This is a genomic window from Streptomyces sp. NPDC005866, from assembly GCF_040629895.1.
Taxonomy (GTDB): domain Bacteria; phylum Actinomycetota; class Actinomycetes; order Streptomycetales; family Streptomycetaceae; genus Streptomyces.
This window is the reverse complement of the sequence record NZ_JBEXWP010000041.1, coordinates 1-15967: the sequence shown is the minus strand read 5'-3', so window position 1 is coordinate 15967 and position 15967 is coordinate 1. Positions and strand designations below refer to the sequence as shown.

Sequence of the window (15967 nt, the reverse complement as noted above, 5' to 3'; positions counted from 1 at the left end):
GGACAATGGGCTTTGGGAGGCGACGTGCAAGAGCTCATTGGAAAGCTGAAAGTCGTGGACGACACGGCTGCGGGTGCGCTGCGCGTCATCGATCACTTCGACTCCCTGGTCGAGGAGCGGGCCTCGGTCGCGGCCGTGGTACGGGCGACTGCGGCGCTGGCCGGGTGCCCGGCCGGCGCGCACGACGCGGCACGGGGGTTCACCCGCAGGTACGACGCCGCCGGGCGCTCGCTGCCCGATGTCGAGAAGGACTCCTGGGCGCACGCGGCGGTGCCGGGCAGGCCCGGCTCTTCGGTGTGGCTGGAGCGCGGCGGCGGCGTCCGTCCGCTTGACGCTCTGCTGCTCGAACGCTCGGCGCGCGCGATCCAGGCCCTGGCCGAGGCCGCGCCTCATTCCTCCGACGCCATGGTCCGGATCGCCTGCGACCCCGACGCCTCAGAGGCCGACCGCCGCGACGCCGTCACCAGGCTGGGACTCACCGGCCCGGTGACCGTCGTCGTCAGCGCCCTGCCAGGGCTCCCGTCGTCGCACGCCACGCTGATCGGCCGGCACAGCGTCTCGCTGCTCGCCGGGACGCCTGAGTTGCCGCCGGCCCTGAGAGCGGGCACAGCCATGGCGAGTGGGCCTGAGCAGCTGCCCGCAGCCATGGAGCGAGCCCGCCTCGCGCTCCGGCTGACCGATCGTCTGGACGGACCGGGTGTGTCCCTCGTGGCGTACGACGACCTCGGAGCCCTCGCGGTCTTCGTAGAGCGTGTCACGCCGCAGGAGGCCGCGGCGGTCCCGGACGTACGCCGCCTGGACGACCTGCTCACCACGCGGCCCTGGGCGATCGACACCATCCAGGCGGTCATCGACCAGGCCAGCCTGAGGCAGGCGGCGAACGGCCTGCACGTGCACCACTCGACGCTCCAGGAGCGCCTCACCTGGCTCGCACACCGTCTCGGCTACGTCATCACCAAGCCGGGCGGCCGCCAGCGCGCCGTCGCCTCCGTGACGCTGTGGCGCATCGCCCACTGCGAGGACGAGGCCGCGGCCGGCGACGGCTGACGCAGCAAGCCAACTACCGTGCGAGCAAGCCGACTTACCACTGCGGCCGAAGCACGGCACGCCGAGCTGAGTCCCCACCTTGGCGAGTACGGCTGCAAAGTTGCGGGGCCCTCGAGGGCCTCAGTTGCGCGCGACGGCGGCGCGGCGTGTGGCCATGTAGCCGGCACGAGGGGTTGATCCGAGGTGTCTGTCCTTCCCGCCGGAACATTAAGCGGGGTATAGTCCGGTTATGCTCGGGGCGTCAGCTTCACCTGAAGCAATCCCTACGAACGTCTCGCAGCACCCCTATGACCTGGAGAAACCCCATGACTCTGTTCCGCCTGGACACCAGCATCGTGCCCAACGCCTCGACCAGCAGCGAGCTGGCCGACCTGGTCGAAGCCGAATGGTCCGCAGCCCACCCCGGCGAGCCGATCGTCCGCCGCCACCTGGGCACTGACCCGCTGCCGGCCGACGCCTGGCAGCTTGCGGCCCTCGCTTCCTACACCCCCGAAGCCGAGCGGAGCCCCGACCAGCTTGCCGCGATCGACCTCGCGGCCAGGCTCGCGGCGGAGGTGACCACTGCGGACGCCGTCCTGCTCGCCGTCCCGCTCTACAACTTCGGTATCCCCCAGAACTTCAAGACGTGGCTGGACCTCGTTGTCGCCGGAGCCGGACCGGCCGCCATGTCCGGCCTGCTCAAGAACAAGCCCACCGTGCTCGCCACCGTCCGCGGCGGAGGGTACGGACCCGGTACCCCGCGCGAGGGCTGGGACTACTGCACTCCCTACCTCCGCCGGGTCCTGGGCGAGTGGTTCGAAGCCGACCTCAGGGTCATCGAGCGGGAACTCACCCTGGCCGCCGTCACGCCGGGCATGGAGGGCCTTATGGATCTGGCCGCCCAGCTGCACATTGAAGCGCAGTCGGCAGCCAGGCAGGCAGGTCGCACCCTGTCCGCCGCGTAACTCATCCCTTGATCACTGGCCGGAGTCCCCATGTTCATCGCCACCGCCATAGTCTCCGCCTTGCTCGCCGCACTCGCGGTGCTCTCGGGCATCGGGAAGCTGCGCAAGGACCCGCTCCAGACCAAGGTCATGGAGACGGTGGGCTTTCCTCTCGACAAGCTCTGGCTCCTCGCCACGGCTGAACTTGCCGGTGCCGCCGGATTGATCGTCGGCCTGTTCTGGTGGCCGATCGGTATTGCGGCCGCCATCGGTCTCGTTCTCTACTTCGTCGGCGCGGTTGCATCCCACGTGCGGGTCAAAGACCGCGCCACCAACGCGATGCTTCCGCTTTTTCTCGCCATCGCCGCACTCGTGTTGCGCCTGGTGACGGCCTGATAGCAGCAGAGGGCCGGACCTCCTTGCCGCGGGTGAGCCGTTGCCAAGGGGGTAACCGGCACCGGTTTCTGGCGGTCGTCACCTGGGACCCGGCCTGCGTTCTGGCGCACCGCGAGCTACGGCTTGGCACGCGACGACGGGCACGCGCTGCTGACCGACTTCGCTTCTGGGTCTGCCGTTGAGGTTGGCGTCGGGCACCCGTGCCGGAATGGGCCGGGCGGCAGGTCACGGTGCAGCGCCTTTCTCGGCTTCACGCCCCGTCAGTGCCGTGTCCGCCGGTCCGATCGGGAGAAACCGGTGAAGCGCACCTGCACCCTCACGCTGCGGCGAACAGCAGAAGGGACCGACGAGGGCGACCGCCCTCTGGTCCAGTGGTGCCAAGCGGGCCAGGCGCCACGGCAGGTCGTCACAGCGCGCCCGCACGGTGCCGTCGAGGCAGTGCTGTAACTGCACTCTCTCTGACAACAGCATCAATCGGACTTTACCCCGCATATATGATAGTGGCGTAGAGTAACGCTCCATGGATCACGCCGTCGTGCCGCTCGGCCATCCGCGCGCAGAGCGGGCGGATGCCGCGCGCAACCGCCTGCACCTGCTGAACACGGCGCGGGAGATGATCGCCGAGGTCGGTGCGGGGAGTGTGACAATGGACGGCCTCGCCGAGCGGGCCGGCCTGGGCAAGGGCACCGTGTTCCGCCGCTTCCGTACGCGAGCGGGCATCTTCCATGCCCTGTTGGACGAGGACGAGCACGCCTTCCAAGACCAGGTGCTGGGCGGCCCGCCGCCGTTGGGGCCGGGCGCGGACCCGGCCGAGCGGCTGATCGCCTACGGGCGCGCCCGCATCGCCTTCCTGCTGGACCACCATGCGATCGCCCGCGCCGCACTCGATCGCGCCCAGCCGGTCCCCGCCGGGGAGGCCGGATTCTCGCCCGCGCACATCCGCATGCTCCTGCGCCAGGCCGGTCCCGGCAGCCGGGACTCCGACAGCCTCGCCGTCCAGCTCACCGCGGCCCTCGAAGGCCCGATCCTTCTGTACCTGGCTGTGCCGGAGCGGGCGGATGCCACCCACTACTTCGAGCGGCTGGCCGACAGCTGGCAGGTCCTGGTCCAGGGCGTCTGCCGGGCCTGAGGATCGGTACGTGACCGACGACTTCGGCCGACCGGTCCAGACGACCAACGCCAAGTCCCAGAAGATGAAGATGAGCTGGGACGCGGACAACAACGTGACGTACCTGGAGGAGGACCACGGCGCGAAGACCGCGTACTGCTACGACCAGAAGACGGGCTACCCCCTCTGGCAGCGCGACGCGGAGAACAACAAGGCGGGCGTCCCGGACCAGACAGCCAGCCTGCGTGTCCGCCACGTCCAAGTGGCCCGCCAACCCCTCCAAATACGAGTACCAGACCCGCGCCGACGGCTACTCCGCCGACCTGTTCCGCAAGACCTCCCCGGAGGGGCGCGCCTGGCAGTTCGGCTGCGACACCTTCGGCAACCTGAAGACCGTCACCGACCCCGAGGGCGTCGCAACCCCGACGGCCGGTGACTACACGACGTCGTACGAGTACAACGCCTACGGCGAGCTGACCAAGGCGACCGACGCCAACAGCCACCCGACGTCGTACAGCGGCTTCGGGGACACCGGTTACCCGGACACGATCACCGACGCGAAGGCCATCGACACGAAGTTCGTCTACGACGAGCGTGGTCAGGTCACCGAAGTCACCGATGCCAACTCCAAGGTGACCACGCAGGCGTTCGACACGTTCGGGCGTCCGCTGGTCAACACGGTGCCGAAGGAACCGGGCGTCGTGATCACCACCCGGGCACCGGCGTACGACGCCAACGACAACGTCACCAAGGCGACGGCGCCGAACGGTGCGGTGTCGCCCAGGCCTTGACGATGTCGGGACCACATCATCCAGGTGCCGGCCGTCCCAGCACGCTGTCGGGCAAGAAGCTGGAGGTGCCGGTCAAGCGCATCCTGGCCGGCACCGAGCCCGAACTCGTAGTGGCCCGAGGCGCCTTGGCCAATCCCGGATGACTGAGCGCGTTCGAGGACGTGGCGGTCCGCTACCGTACGCCTAACCGTGCACATAGCCTCGCCGAACCGAGCCGCGGAACCGAGTGAGAGGGGACCCATGACGACGACCACCCCGGCCGCCACCGACAACTTCGCCACCCCCATCGAAGACCGGTACTTCGAGGACTATGTGACGGGCACCGTGCACGTCTTCGGCAGCAGCACCCTCACCGAGCAGGACATCCTCGAGTTCGCCCGGCGCTTCGACACCCAGAGCTTTCACGCGGACCCCGAGGCGGCGCAAGCCGGACCGTTCCAGGGACTGATCGCGAGCGGCTGGCACACCACGGCCGTGATGATGCGCATGTACGCGGACCACTACCTCAGCAAGGTCGCATCGCTCGCGTCCCCCGGTGTCGACGAAGTGCGCTGGCAGCGCCCGGTGCGGCCGGGCGACACCCTGTCGGTCCGGGCCACCATCACCGGGGCCCGCGTCTCCCGTTCCAAGCCAGACCGAGGCCTCGTACACACCGCAGTGGAGGTACTCAACCACCACGGCGAGACGGTGCTGACGATGACCATCATGAACATGCTGCGGCGCAGGCCATAGCGGCCAGTGCCTGTACTAGAGATCTGCAACGGCTGGGGTTACGGCGAGGATACGCTTGGTGGCAGGGCCGACGACACCACCCTCGCAAACTGAACGCGCGGGCGGCCACACTGGGTCCATGCAATACGTCGGCTGGGTGCCCACTCCGCCGCTCGACCGATTCATCGACGACATCTACTGTCTGACCGGGGTGCCGCACCACCGGCTGATTAACGTCCCGCCGATGCCGTCAGCACACTTGTTCCTGCACCTCGGCGGCCCCGTCCGCCTGTGGGACTCCGACCGTTCGGTGGCGCCGGCGGTGTTCACCGAGGGTTGGTTCATGGGCGTGTGGACCAGGCGCTTCCTCTTCGAGTACCCCACGCGTGTGCGGCTCGTCGGGGTGCACTTCAAACCCTGGGGGCTGTCGCCGTTCGTCGACATGCCGGCGGCCGAGCTGCGTAACCGGTGGGTGCCGGTGGGTGCCGTCTGGCAACGCTCTGTGGAGCGGATTCGAAACCGGGTCGGCGCCGTCGCGTCGGCCGCCGAGACCTTGCGGGTGTTGGAGGAGGAGCTGCTGTCGCGATTTGCCGGGGCCCCGGCGCGCGGTCTCGACCTGGTCCAGCACACAGGCGGGCGTCTGGAGACCTCGCACGGCACGGTGTCGGTCGGTGCGCTGGCCGGTGCCGCCGGGGTGAGCGGCAATCACCTGGCCAACCTGTTCAAGGCTCATGTCGGTGTCACCCCGAAGCGGGTGGCGCGCATCTACCGCTTTGCGCGACTGATCGTGTCCGTGGACGCCCTGCGCCCGGTCGACTGGTCGGAGCTCGCCCAAACGGCGGGCTACTTCGACCATGCCCACTTCAGCAGGGAGTTCAAGGACTTCACCGGACACACTCCGACGGAGTACCTGGCCCTGCGGCGTCGATTCCCCACCGAGCGGGGAGGTCCGCACGACATGGGCCCGATGCCCGCCGATTGATTTCTTACATGCCCGGATCCCCTCGGTGCGAAAGAATTGCGGCGAACCTGCAAGGAGACTCCGAGGAGGGTCCGTGGGCGCGGTGATCATGCACAGTGTGGTGTCGGTGGACGGCTTCATCGCCGACGAGAAGGGCGAGGTCGGGCCCCTTCATGAGTGGTACTTCAGCGGGGACGTCCCGATCGTCGTAGGCGGGGACGGACAGTACGATCATTCCGGAGCCGGAAGCGGTATCAAGGTCTCGCGTGCGTCGGCAGACTACGTCCGGTCGATGTGGGAGTCGATCGGCACGATCGTGATGGGCCGCAACCTGTTCGACGAGGTGAACGGCTGGGAGGGCAAACCACCCGCGGGCGATCACGTGGTCGTGGTGTCCCACCGGTCCAAGCCCGAGGGATGGCACCCTGAGGCGTCCTACCACTTCGTCGATGGCGTAACGGCTGCGCTCGACAAGGCCCAGGAACTCGCCGGGGAGCGGATCGTCGCTGTGAACGCCGGCGAGGCGGGCGCCCAAATCCTCGCGGCCGGTCTCGTGGACGAGGTGGCGATGGACGTAGTCCCGGTGGTGTTCGGGTCGGGCAGACGCTACTTCGGCGGCATCGACAAGCAGCATCTGCTGGAGGATCCACACGTGATCATCCAGGGCGACGGGGTGCTGCACCTGAGGTTCAGGGTACGGCGCTAGAGATCTTTAACGACCGAGGGCGGGGCGGTCGTAGGTCGAGCCCGGTCTTGGCGATGAGTCCCTCGATGAGGCGGGGGCGGTACTGCATCCGTTTCAGCCGCGTCTTCACCAACGCGGTGAGCTGGTCGAAGCGGTGTTTGGTGAGGTTGGCCAGCGACCTCTTCAGGTGCGACCACACGCCCTCGACCGGGTTGAGCTCGGGAGCGTACGGCGGCAGCTGGTAGACGGTCAACCATAATCGGGCAGCGATCTGCCGCATGGTGCGGCTGACGTGCGTGTTCAAGTTGTCCCACACCAAAACGATGGGACCGCCGAGCCGTTGGTGTGCGGCGTCCAGCAGGCGGGCGTAGTCGGTCACGGTGAAGCCCTTGCGCCGGCCCTTGGCGGGGCCCCCGGTCGAGGTGGATGCGGTAGATCAGCCGGGGCCGGTGGTCGGCCTTGGTGCAGACCGGCGCGGCCATGGAGACACGTTTCGTGCCTTGGGCGGTGACTCTCACCACCGGGGTGTGACCCCTGCGGCCCCAGGTGCGGCCGTTCTTGGTGGAGGCGGTCTTCATCGCCTCGGCGAGGCTCGGCGCGAGGGCGGCCAGAACGTCGACGGCCTCGGCGATGTACCGGAAGGCGGTGGTGGTGCCGACGCCGAACCCGGCGGCGAGCTGGGCGTAGGTGTGACCGGAGCGCAGGTGCGCGAGAGCGAGCAGGGTGGAGCTGGACACGTCGATGCCGGACGGGTAGACAAGCACACGAAGCCCCTGTGGAGAAGGTTCTCTTGGTCGAAAACCCATCTACCAGGGGCTCCACCTACCTGCCAGCCCAACTACCAATCTGGCTTTGCAGGTTGGAAAGAGTTCTGTGAGGTTTTCCCAGAGGCTAAGTTCAACGTCTCTGCGGGATCGGGCGTGGACCACTTGGAGTATGCGCGGCCTTCGCCGGTAGGGAGTCACACCGGGTCCGGCAGGTCCATGAGCACGAGTTGGGCCGGGTCGACCACGGCGGTGATGTCGGTGATGCGGCCGTCGGTGACAGTGAAAGCCAGGAGGGAAAGCGGGGTGCTGCCGGCGGGAACCGAGTGCGGGCGTTTTCCTCTCTTGCCGAGCAGTTGCGGCCGGTTCCGCCTTCGAGCGCAAGTAAAGAGAGGGCCGGGCTCTCGCGTACCTGTTGGGATGCCGAAAATCCGATAAACCCTCACACCGTTCACCGCCAGCTCCTACCGAACCTGAATATCCGTCAGGGATGAGCCAGGAGCCGCTGCCCGCGGCGCGGGGGAGGTCGCCCTGGGTACCGGTGGCAACAGTCAGGTCTGCACCTGCTCGGCAGGTCGTGTGAAGGAGTCGGTGTCTTCGGTCATTGCGTGGTCACACTGGTGAAGGCGCAGGTCGATCTGCGTCCCGCCCGGGGTTCGGACGACTGGCCGCCCTGTGGTCGGCCTGCTTTGATCATTCGCGTAGCGCCAACTCGCGAGGACGAATTCCGGTACTGGGAGCCGAGCGAGCGAACGCTGCCATTCAAAAGTGCTCATTCGAAGGGAACCGCGCGTGATGAACCTCGCCCCCCAGGTTGCGACAGCCGAGATCTCCGACGCTGACTTGGACAACGTCTCCGGCGGCCTCGCGGTCAGCGGGTTCGGCGGTCTCTACGTCGAGACGCCGATCGCGGCCGTCTCCTCCGGCCTCCTGGCCATCGCCACCCCCGAGGGCGTTGCGGCGGGCACGGCCGTCCACACTGCCGCTCACTGACAGCAGCGTCCAGTACCGATGGGTCCCGGATCACCTGATCCGGGACCCATCGTGGTCTTTGCCGCGCAGCTGGCGGAAGGGACGTCGGACCGCTCCTGCCGCAGCACCCTGGGTCACTTCGCGGGGCGTGCAGTCCGCGGCATGGAGTGGGGTCGTCGGGGGCGCAGCGCTGCTGGACGCGGCCACACCCCCCGTAACCCCGGCCAGACCCCGACCACAGTGGCCGTGAGGCCGGCGGGCCGCTGGCCTGAAGCGGGACATTCCGGTGGGGCCGGCCCTGCGCATCGAGCCCCTGCTTCCATGCGATCCACATGTGGAGCAGCACGATCCCGGCTCACAAGATCGGTGATCTTGTAAGGTTGGGCCGGCACCCGTGGCACGCAGGACCTGGAACGCGCTGAACACAGTGGCCCCGGGCGGGTCACGCCGCCTGCCGTCCGGGGAGGTACGCGGACGGCACCGCAGACCCCCCATGCAGGGGCAGGCCCGTTCGTGGCGGGTCCGACCCCTGTTCACCTCGCAGTGTTTCGAGCGGAGTTCACGTGCACCGTTATGCCATGCCCACGGTTTGGACGACTGTGACGTTCTCCTCGGCGTGAGCGGCGGACAACGCCCCGGCCGTCCGTCCGTGCCACGCCAAGTGAAAGCCCCTCACGTGACCGTCTCCTTGCATGAGGTCCAACCGGCCGGCCGGCACGCTGCCATCCCCACAGGCAGCCTGTTCCGGCGGATCTACGCACCGCGCGCCTGCGACGCCCTCGCCTACTCCATGTCGACCTATGCCATGCCGCTGGTCGTGCTGGCCACCACCGGCTCCGCGTCCCTGACAGGCCTGGCCTTCGCACTGGAGTGGATACCCCGGGTGGCCGCGTTCGGCTTCGCCGGCGCCCTGGTGGATCGCAGCGGCGCGGCGATCGTGTGCTTCATCGCCTCGCTCGCCCGCGCCCTGCTGGTGGCGGGCGCCGCTGCCGTGCTGGTCGTACTGCCGCCGGGTACGGCCGAGACCGTCACCGTCATGGCACTGGCCGCTGTGACCGGGGCTCTGACACAGTTCAGCTTCATCGCCCACGAGGCGGTCGGGGCCATCGTCAGCCGTCGCACCGACAGGCAGGCCCACAAGGTGCAGTCGGTGCTGATCGGCATCGACCAGACGGCCACCCTCATCGGTCCGGCCCTGGGCGGTGCCCTCCTGCTCACCGGCCCGACGCGCATGCTGGCGTGCTTGAGCGTGCTGTCCTTCCTGTCCGCCGGACTCGCCCTGCAGACCCCGCCCACACCCCTGCGCGCCGCGCGCCACGGCGGACCGGCGCCGGGCGGTGGCCTGCGGGAAGGATGGCAGACCCTGCGCTCCCTGCCGTCCCTGCGACGGCTCGTGGCCGGACTGGCCTGCTCCAACCTCATGCTCGGACTGCTGCAATCGGCCAGCCCCGTCCTCGTGGAGGACCGTTTCGGCCGGTCCGCGGCCGCCGCCGGCGCGCTCTGGTCGATCGCCGCTGCCGCCACCTTGATCGCGGTCGCCTGCTGCCGTGCCGGCCTTGACCGGCTCGGCCTGTGGGGGGTCGGCGTCATCAGCGCAACCGTCGCGGCCGCCGCCTGCCTCGCCGTGCCCCAGGCCCCGTCCTACACCGGCTATGTGGCCCTCGTGGCCCTCTTCATGGCCGCCGACGGAGGGCTCACCGTCGTCCTGCGCACCCTCCGCTCGCAGGTCATCCCGCCCGCGGCCTTCGGTACGACCCTCTCCCTGACCATCCTGCTCCTGCTGCTGCCCTTCCCCGTCGCGGGCTTCCTGCTCGCCCTCACCCCGCCGCCGTACCTGGGCAGCCTCATGGGGGCGTGCGCCCTGGTGCAGGCGCTCACCCTGCTCGTCACCTTCCTGGTATTGCGCAACGACCCGATACTCCGCACCACCACAGCCCCGGCCCGCCACGAGGCCTGATCCGGCCTCCCAGCCCTCATATGGCGGCTAGTCCAGGATCCCGGCAAAACAGCCGGCTGGAGCCAGTCCCAGCTACAGCAGCTCCGTGTTCACGGAGGCCGACCGCGACGGACGACTTGCCCGAGGCGTTGCTGCCACGCAGCACGACCAGCCGGGTCTCTTCAGTGACGGTCGAGTCCACTGTGCCCGTCTAAATAGTCATGAGCAGATTTCAAGCCCCGCAACTTGCCGACTTCGGCATGAATGGTACGAATCGACGCGTTTCAAGGGACGAACTCGCCTGCCCGCGAGGACGCTTCGCTGCCCCGGCGAGCGGCATCGTGGCTCCGGAGTACCCCAGGTCGGCTTTGCGATTCTGGGTAGTTCCGCGAGGACGTCGTACGGGTCGCGAGGAACCGCGGCCCGGGCGTGACGGTCGAGCAGGTGGCCGCCGACTTCGGCGTGCACGCGATGACGCTGTGGAAGTGGATGCGCCGTGCGGACATCGACGACGGGACAAAGCCCGGAACGACCAGCCAGGACAACGCGGTACTAGGGGAAGCACGTCGGCGGATCAAGCTGCTGGAGCAGGAGAACGAGGTCCTGCGCCGGGCCGCGGCGTACCTGTCATAGGCGCATCTGCCGGGAAGAGGATCTACCCACTCGTGAAAGAGCCGGCCACGGGCGGAATGACCGTCACGGTCACGTGCAGGGTCCTGAAGCTCGCCCGGCAGCCCTACTACCGCTGGCTGGAGCGGCCGGTGACCGATGCCGAGTTCGAGCAGGCCAACACGCGCGAACGCGTTGTTCGACGCTAACCGCGAGGATCCGGAGTTCGGCTACCGATTCTTGGCCGACGAAGCCCGCAGCGCGGGATCCGGCATGGCCGACCGGACCGCATGGCGGATCTGCCGGGACAACAACTGTTGGAGCATGTTCGGCAAGAAGCGCGGCAGCGTCAAGAAGGCCGGCCCGCCGGTGCACGACGACCTCGTCCGCCGTGACTTCACCGCGAACGGCCCGAACCGGCTGTGGCTCACCGATATCACTGAACACGCCAGAGTTCCACCGTTCGCTACACAGACCCGACCACGGCACTTCAGGTCACCGGCATCGGCTGAGCACAACGGACCGTGGCTGGTGCCATCCGGCACCGGCCACGGTCGGGGCGGCAACCTGCCCCAGCGGGGGCGACGAGACGCCGGACCCCTTCAGCGCAGTTGCTCGGCCAGTCCGACGATGATGCCCTCCGGGCCGCGGAGGTAGCAGAGCAGATAGCTGTCCTCGAACCGGGCGATCTCACCGACGAGTTCGGCGCCGTGAGAACGCAGGCGGGCAACGGTGTCCTCGATGTCGTCGACGGCGAACATGACGCGGTGCGTGCCCAGAATGTTGTGCGGCCGATTGCGCGGCCCGGCGCTGATCACCGCGGGGCTGCGGTACTTCGCCAGCTCGAGCCGGCTGTGACCGTCCGGGGTCCGGACCATCGCGATGTCACAGCGGACGCCGTCGAGTCCGGTGCACTGGTCAGCGACGAGGCCCTCGACCTCCGCCCTGCCCTCCAGCTCCATACCGAGTTCCACGAAGAACGCAACAGCAGCATCCATGTCCTCGACGACGATGCCGACATTGTCCATCCGCTGAATCGCCATGCTGGATTCTCCTTCTTCCTCGCGCGGCCGGTGGCGGCCGCTGATGCCCCTGGGACGGAGCCGGGGGCACGTTCTCGACATCCGCAGACCGCCGAACTCCGAAAGAACCCCCTTCCGCGCGCGGCGCCTGGTCATGACGGTGATGGCGGCCCAGGTGATCGTGCAGGGCGAAGACACTTCAACGGCACGATCATCGAGACCGGCACCGGCTCTTACCGCCTCGCCCACTCCGGATCGATGGAGGCACCCAACTCGGGACAGTCCAGAGGCTCCACCAGACCGGGAGCGGTTCACCCTTGCGAATCCCGTAGCGGTTCCGATCGGACAGACATCCAATCCCGGCAAGACCGTAGCGTACTGACTCCTTGTCACGCGAAAGTCGCCGTTGGCCATCAAACGACGCACTCCATTCGCCTGCCACCTACACAGACTTTGCTTTCGCTGTGAAGACTCCGCTCCTGATGGTTGCTCCGACACCCTTCCAAGGAGTGTGCATGCGCAGGCTTCTGCCACGTTGGCGGCTGCTCGCAGTCACCACAGCCGGGCTGGCCGCCGCCTCAGGCGTGGCCTTCGCGGCAATGCTTCCGCCTCATGCGGGTCCGCAGCCCGACGGCACCGCACTGGCCACGTACGGCTGGAAGATCACCCCGGCCGGTCACCAGGAAAAGCTGGGTGAAAAGCCGTTCGGGTCCGCCCTCAGCCCGGATGGCAAGTACCTTGCTGTCAGCAACGACGGCACTCACACCCAGAGCCTGTCGTTGCTGGACGCGACCACCGGCAAGGTCGTCCAGCACATCGACTACACCGCCCCGCAAGCGCTGTTCATCGGGCTGGCGTGGAGCCCGGACGGCAGCAAGCTCTACGCCGCGGCAGGCGGCAACGACAAGGTGCGCGTCTACACCCTCAACGACGGGCAGCTCACCGAGAACGCCCCGATCACGCTACCCAAGGGATCGTTCCCCTCAGGTGTGGCCGTCACGCCGGACGGCAACCGCCTGTACGTGGCGGACAACGGCAGCGGCGCGCTGTCCACTGTGGACCTCTCCACGGGTAAGGTGCTGGGCACGGTAGCCACCGGCCCCAATCCGTTCACGGTAGCGCTGTCCGGTGAAGGTCGCACCGCCTATGTGTCCAACTGGGGCTCCAACACCGTCTCCGCCGTGGACACCGCGACCCTGAAGGTCCGCAACACCCTGAAGGTCGGCAGCCACCCGACGTCGATCATCCGCAATCCGGCCACCGGCGAAATGTACGTCTCGGTCACCGACGCCGACAAGATCGTCGGGATCGACTCGGCCGACGACTCGCTGACCCGCACGATCGACCTCACGCCCTACCACGGCGCTCCTGTCGGTACGAGTCCACAGGGACTGGACATCTCCCCGGACGGCCACACCCTGTACGTGGCCAACGCCGGAAACAACGATGTCGCGGTGGTCGACCTGGCCGCCAAGGCGGACCGGCGGGACAAGGTGACCGGCCTGATCCCCACCGGCTGGTACCCGACGACCGTCACCCTGACCCACAACGGTTCGCGACTGCTGGTCACCAACGCCAAGGGCCTGGGTGCCGGACCGAACCCGAACGGCCCCCAGCCGACCAGGACCGGCCTGGACTACGCCCAGTACGTCGGCTCGATGATCATGGGCACGCTGTCGGACATTCCGGTCCCGGACCCCGACAGGCTGGAGCACTACACCACACAGGTCCGCAGCAACGACCGGTTCGACGCGGACAGTCGCAACTCCGACCACAGCCACATCGTCCCGGCGCGGCCCGGTGACTCGTCTCCCATCAAGCACGTCATCTACATCGTCAAGGAGAACCGGACCTACGACCAGGTCTTCGGCTCCCTCGGCAAGGGCAACGGCGACCCGAAGCTGAACCTGTTCGGCGACGAGTCTGCGCCGAATCAACGCGAGCTCGCACGGAAGTTCGTCACCCTGGACAACTTCTACACCGACGGCGCGGTGTCCTCCGACGGCTGGGAATGGGCGACGGGATCGGAATCCAACAGCTACAACGAGCACTTGTGGCCCGTGGCCTACGGCGGCCGCGGCCGAGGCGACGACGTCTACACCAACCCCGCCACCGACCCCGGCAAGATCACCGGTGACTCGCGGATCTGGGACCGACTCGACGACGCCGGTGTCTCGTACCGGAACTACGGCATGTGGGCCGGCGGCCCGCTCCCGGCCAAGGTGTTCACCACCGAGCCGAGGCTCGCCACGCACACCGACCCCGACTTCGCCGCGCAGAACGCCGGTATCAGGGACAACGCGCGAGTCGACGAGTGGACCAAGGAGTTCAACCAGTACCTGGCCAAGGGCGGCCTGCCCACAATGGAGTTCCTCCGGCTGGGCAATGACCACACGGCCGGTACGACGCCTGGCCAGCCGACGCCGAAGGCCATGGTTGCCGACAACGACCTGGCCGTCGGACGCATCGTGGACGCGGTGTCGCACAGCAAGTACTGGAAAGACACCGCGATCTTCATCACCGAGGACGACGCGCAGAACGGCCCCGACCACGTGGACGCACACCGGACCACCTCACTGGTCGTCAGCCCGTACACCCAGACGGGCAAGGTCGACTCCACGATGTACAGCACGGTGTCGATGATGCGCACCATGGAACTGCTCGACGGCATCGGCCCGCTGACCCAGTTCGACGCCGCCGCCACCCCCATGACGGCGAGCTTCACTGAGAAGCCCAACCACACGCCCTACACCGCGATCACTCCCACCCAGTCCCTGGACGAGCAAAACGCGGCGACCGCTCCGATGGCCGCCCAGTCAGCGAAGATGAACTTCTCCGGCGCAGACCTGGCTCCGGAGCAGGAACTCAACAAGGCCATCTGGGAGAGCGTCAAGGGTGCCGGCAGCAACATGCCCGCCCCCAAGCACGACGTCGTGCCCAACAGCGCAGACCCCGAAGACGGTAAGGGCGACTGATCGCTACGACCGACGGGTCGTTCCCACCGGGCCCACGGGCCTGACGGGAACGACCCGTCGCCGTGGACCGCGGGAGCTGACCCGTGCAAGAGGCACGCCGGTGCTTTCACCTGATTCCGGCGAGGATGCCCCAGCGTTCACGCCGGGGAGACCCCCACCTTGACCAGGCCTTCCGCGTCCTCCGCGGCGACCCCGAACCCGACCGCAACCTCGCCCGCCCCTGACCTCGACCTCACTCCCGCCCCCGACTTCAGCGAAACCATCCACATCCGCATCGGCGACCGCCACCCCGACGGAAACCCCAATCCCGACCCCGACCACGACCGCGCCCTCACTCTTGCCGCGGCCCTCGGCAGCCACCTCGATCGCGACCGTGCCCTTGACCTAGGCAGTGTTTCGAAAGTGGATCTTGAACCATGAATGATCATGGTTCGTGGGGCGGAGAGATCTCACGGACGAGCAGTGGGCGGTGCTGGAGCCGTTGCCGAAGGGGGCGAAGCCGGGGCGGCCGCCCGTCTGGCCTCGGCGGCAGCTGATCGACGGCATACGGTTCCGGGTCCGGACCGGTGTGCCGTGGCGGGACGTACCCCCTCGAGTACGGACCGTGGGGCCGTATCTACGACCTGTTCCGCCGATGGCAGCGGGACGGCATCTGGCACCGAGTCCTTACCCGGCTGCAGTCCTTGGCCGACGCGAAGGGCGCCCCTTCCTTGTTCTTCCTTCTGTGGGGCGTGGACTCGGGGGGCGTAGAGGGGATGTCGGCCTCCCGACCACGGCAGGCCCAGCATGGCGACCTGCGGAGCCCGGCTGCGTGCTGAGGGGCTGGTCGACCGCATCACCCTGCCGCAGGCCGGGCGGGCGCGGGTGTGGTTCTCCACCGGGTACGGTGTGCAACTCGTCTGCGAGTGGCCCGAGCTGCGCGGGCGCCGGCCCTCCAGGACGGTGTCCGATCCGACCGCCGTGCGGCTGAAGGTGGGCCACACGCTGACCGTGACCGAGACCGCTCTCCTCTTCCTCGAGGACGCCCGCCGCCGCGGCGACGTGTGCGAGCCGCTGGACTGGATCTG

General features: G+C 68.1%; 15 protein-coding genes and 7 pseudogenes. 17 read left to right on the top strand and 5 right to left on the bottom strand.

What is annotated here, in order from left to right; all coding sequences use genetic code 11:
* Positions 1 to 54: 54 nt before the first annotated feature.
* The 9 genes and pseudogenes from ABZ396_RS38345 to ABZ396_RS38305 all read left to right on the top strand — a co-directional run bounded on the left by ABZ396_RS38345 (position 55) and on the right by ABZ396_RS38305 (position 6643).
* Positions 55 to 1047: a hypothetical protein gene (locus ABZ396_RS38345; protein ID WP_358923717.1), complete on the top strand. Its 993-nt coding sequence runs from the start codon at positions 55 to 57 to the stop codon at positions 1045 to 1047.
* A 305-nt stretch (positions 1048 to 1352) separates the two neighbouring features.
* On the top strand, positions 1353 to 1991 hold the full coding sequence (locus ABZ396_RS38340) for an NAD(P)H-dependent oxidoreductase (protein WP_358923715.1): 639 nt from the start codon (positions 1353 to 1355) through the stop codon (positions 1989 to 1991).
* Positions 1992 to 2021: 30 nt separating this feature from the next.
* The gene (locus ABZ396_RS38335; protein WP_358923713.1) at positions 2022 to 2366 is read left to right on the top strand and encodes a DoxX family protein; all 345 of its coding nucleotides are present in this window, start codon (positions 2022 to 2024) and stop codon (positions 2364 to 2366) included.
* 520 nt (positions 2367 to 2886) lie between these two features.
* Positions 2887 to 3495, top strand: coding sequence for a helix-turn-helix domain-containing protein (locus ABZ396_RS38330; RefSeq protein WP_358923711.1), 609 nt, complete (start codon positions 2887 to 2889; stop codon positions 3493 to 3495).
* A gap of 4 nt (positions 3496 to 3499) precedes the next feature.
* Positions 3500 to 4253: pseudogene (locus tag ABZ396_RS38325) on the top strand (RHS repeat domain-containing protein); the annotation flags it as partial.
* Between the two features lie 14 nt (positions 4254 to 4267).
* Positions 4268 to 4408: a hypothetical protein gene (locus ABZ396_RS38320; RefSeq protein WP_358923710.1), complete on the top strand. Its 141-nt coding sequence runs from the start codon at positions 4268 to 4270 to the stop codon at positions 4406 to 4408.
* A 97-nt stretch (positions 4409 to 4505) separates the two neighbouring features.
* The gene (locus ABZ396_RS38315) at positions 4506 to 4997 is read left to right on the top strand and encodes a MaoC family dehydratase (protein WP_358923708.1); all 492 of its coding nucleotides are present in this window, start codon (positions 4506 to 4508) and stop codon (positions 4995 to 4997) included.
* Positions 4998 to 5055: 58 nt separating this feature from the next.
* Positions 5056 to 5958: a helix-turn-helix transcriptional regulator gene (locus ABZ396_RS38310; RefSeq protein ID WP_358923706.1), complete on the top strand. Its 903-nt coding sequence runs from the start codon at positions 5056 to 5058 to the stop codon at positions 5956 to 5958.
* A gap of 73 nt (positions 5959 to 6031) precedes the next feature.
* Positions 6032 to 6643 (top strand): dihydrofolate reductase family protein, encoded by a 612-nt coding sequence (locus ABZ396_RS38305; RefSeq protein WP_358923704.1) that lies wholly within the window; start codon positions 6032 to 6034, stop codon positions 6641 to 6643.
* Here the strand turns inward: ABZ396_RS38305 and ABZ396_RS38300 are convergent.
* The 3 genes and pseudogenes from ABZ396_RS38300 to ABZ396_RS38290 all read right to left on the bottom strand — a co-directional run.
* Positions 6627 to 7001: a transposase gene (locus ABZ396_RS38300; protein ID WP_358923703.1), complete on the bottom strand. Its 375-nt coding sequence runs from the start codon at positions 6999 to 7001 to the stop codon at positions 6627 to 6629. The genes ABZ396_RS38305 and ABZ396_RS38300 overlap by 17 nt on opposite strands.
* Before the next feature lie 178 nt (positions 7002 to 7179).
* Positions 7180 to 7386: pseudogene (locus tag ABZ396_RS38295) on the bottom strand (transposase family protein); the annotation flags it as partial.
* Between the two features lie 197 nt (positions 7387 to 7583).
* A pseudogene (locus ABZ396_RS38290) lies at positions 7584 to 7694 on the bottom strand (RNA polymerase subunit sigma-70); the annotation flags it as partial.
* 487 nt (positions 7695 to 8181) lie between these two features.
* On the opposite strand from ABZ396_RS38290, the gene ABZ396_RS38285 reads away from it, so the two are divergent.
* Together ABZ396_RS38285 and ABZ396_RS38280 are read left to right on the top strand one after the other, a co-directional pair.
* On the top strand, positions 8182 to 8379 hold the full coding sequence (locus ABZ396_RS38285) for a hypothetical protein (RefSeq protein WP_358923701.1): 198 nt from the start codon (positions 8182 to 8184) through the stop codon (positions 8377 to 8379).
* A gap of 655 nt (positions 8380 to 9034) precedes the next feature.
* On the top strand, positions 9035 to 10315 hold the full coding sequence (locus ABZ396_RS38280; RefSeq protein WP_358923699.1) for an MFS transporter: 1281 nt from the start codon (positions 9035 to 9037) through the stop codon (positions 10313 to 10315).
* A gap of 88 nt (positions 10316 to 10403) precedes the next feature.
* Here ABZ396_RS38280 and ABZ396_RS38275 read toward each other — a convergent pair.
* Positions 10404 to 10496: pseudogene (locus ABZ396_RS38275) on the bottom strand (kinase); the annotation flags it as partial.
* A 215-nt stretch (positions 10497 to 10711) separates the two neighbouring features.
* Between ABZ396_RS38275 and ABZ396_RS38270 the strand changes: the two are divergent.
* Both ABZ396_RS38270 and ABZ396_RS38265 read left to right on the top strand, forming a co-directional pair.
* Positions 10712 to 10927, top strand: a pseudogene (locus ABZ396_RS38270) (transposase); the annotation flags it as partial.
* Between the two features lie 32 nt (positions 10928 to 10959).
* Positions 10960 to 11112, top strand: a complete 153-nt coding sequence (locus ABZ396_RS38265; protein ID WP_358923697.1) for a hypothetical protein — start codon at positions 10960 to 10962, stop codon at positions 11110 to 11112.
* A gap of 393 nt (positions 11113 to 11505) precedes the next feature.
* Here the strand turns inward: ABZ396_RS38265 and ABZ396_RS38260 are convergent, their stop codons facing one another.
* Positions 11506 to 11946, bottom strand: coding sequence for a VOC family protein (locus ABZ396_RS38260; protein ID WP_358923696.1), 441 nt, complete (start codon positions 11944 to 11946; stop codon positions 11506 to 11508).
* 494 nt (positions 11947 to 12440) lie between these two features.
* On the opposite strand from ABZ396_RS38260, the gene ABZ396_RS38255 reads away from it, so the two are divergent.
* The 4 genes and pseudogenes from ABZ396_RS38255 to ABZ396_RS38240 all read left to right on the top strand — a co-directional run.
* Complete coding sequence (locus ABZ396_RS38255) at positions 12441 to 14900, top strand: glutaminyl-peptide cyclotransferase (protein WP_358923694.1); 2460 nt, start codon at positions 12441 to 12443, stop codon at positions 14898 to 14900.
* 159 nt (positions 14901 to 15059) lie between these two features.
* Positions 15060 to 15320 carry a hypothetical protein gene (locus ABZ396_RS38250; protein WP_358923692.1) on the top strand — a complete coding sequence of 87 codons (261 nt, stop codon included), beginning with the start codon at positions 15060 to 15062 and terminating at the stop codon, positions 15318 to 15320.
* 13 nt (positions 15321 to 15333) lie between these two features.
* Positions 15334 to 15438: pseudogene (locus ABZ396_RS38245) on the top strand (IS5/IS1182 family transposase); the annotation flags it as partial.
* A gap of 248 nt (positions 15439 to 15686) precedes the next feature.
* Positions 15687 to 15967 (top strand): annotated as a pseudogene (locus ABZ396_RS38240) (hypothetical protein); the annotation flags it as partial.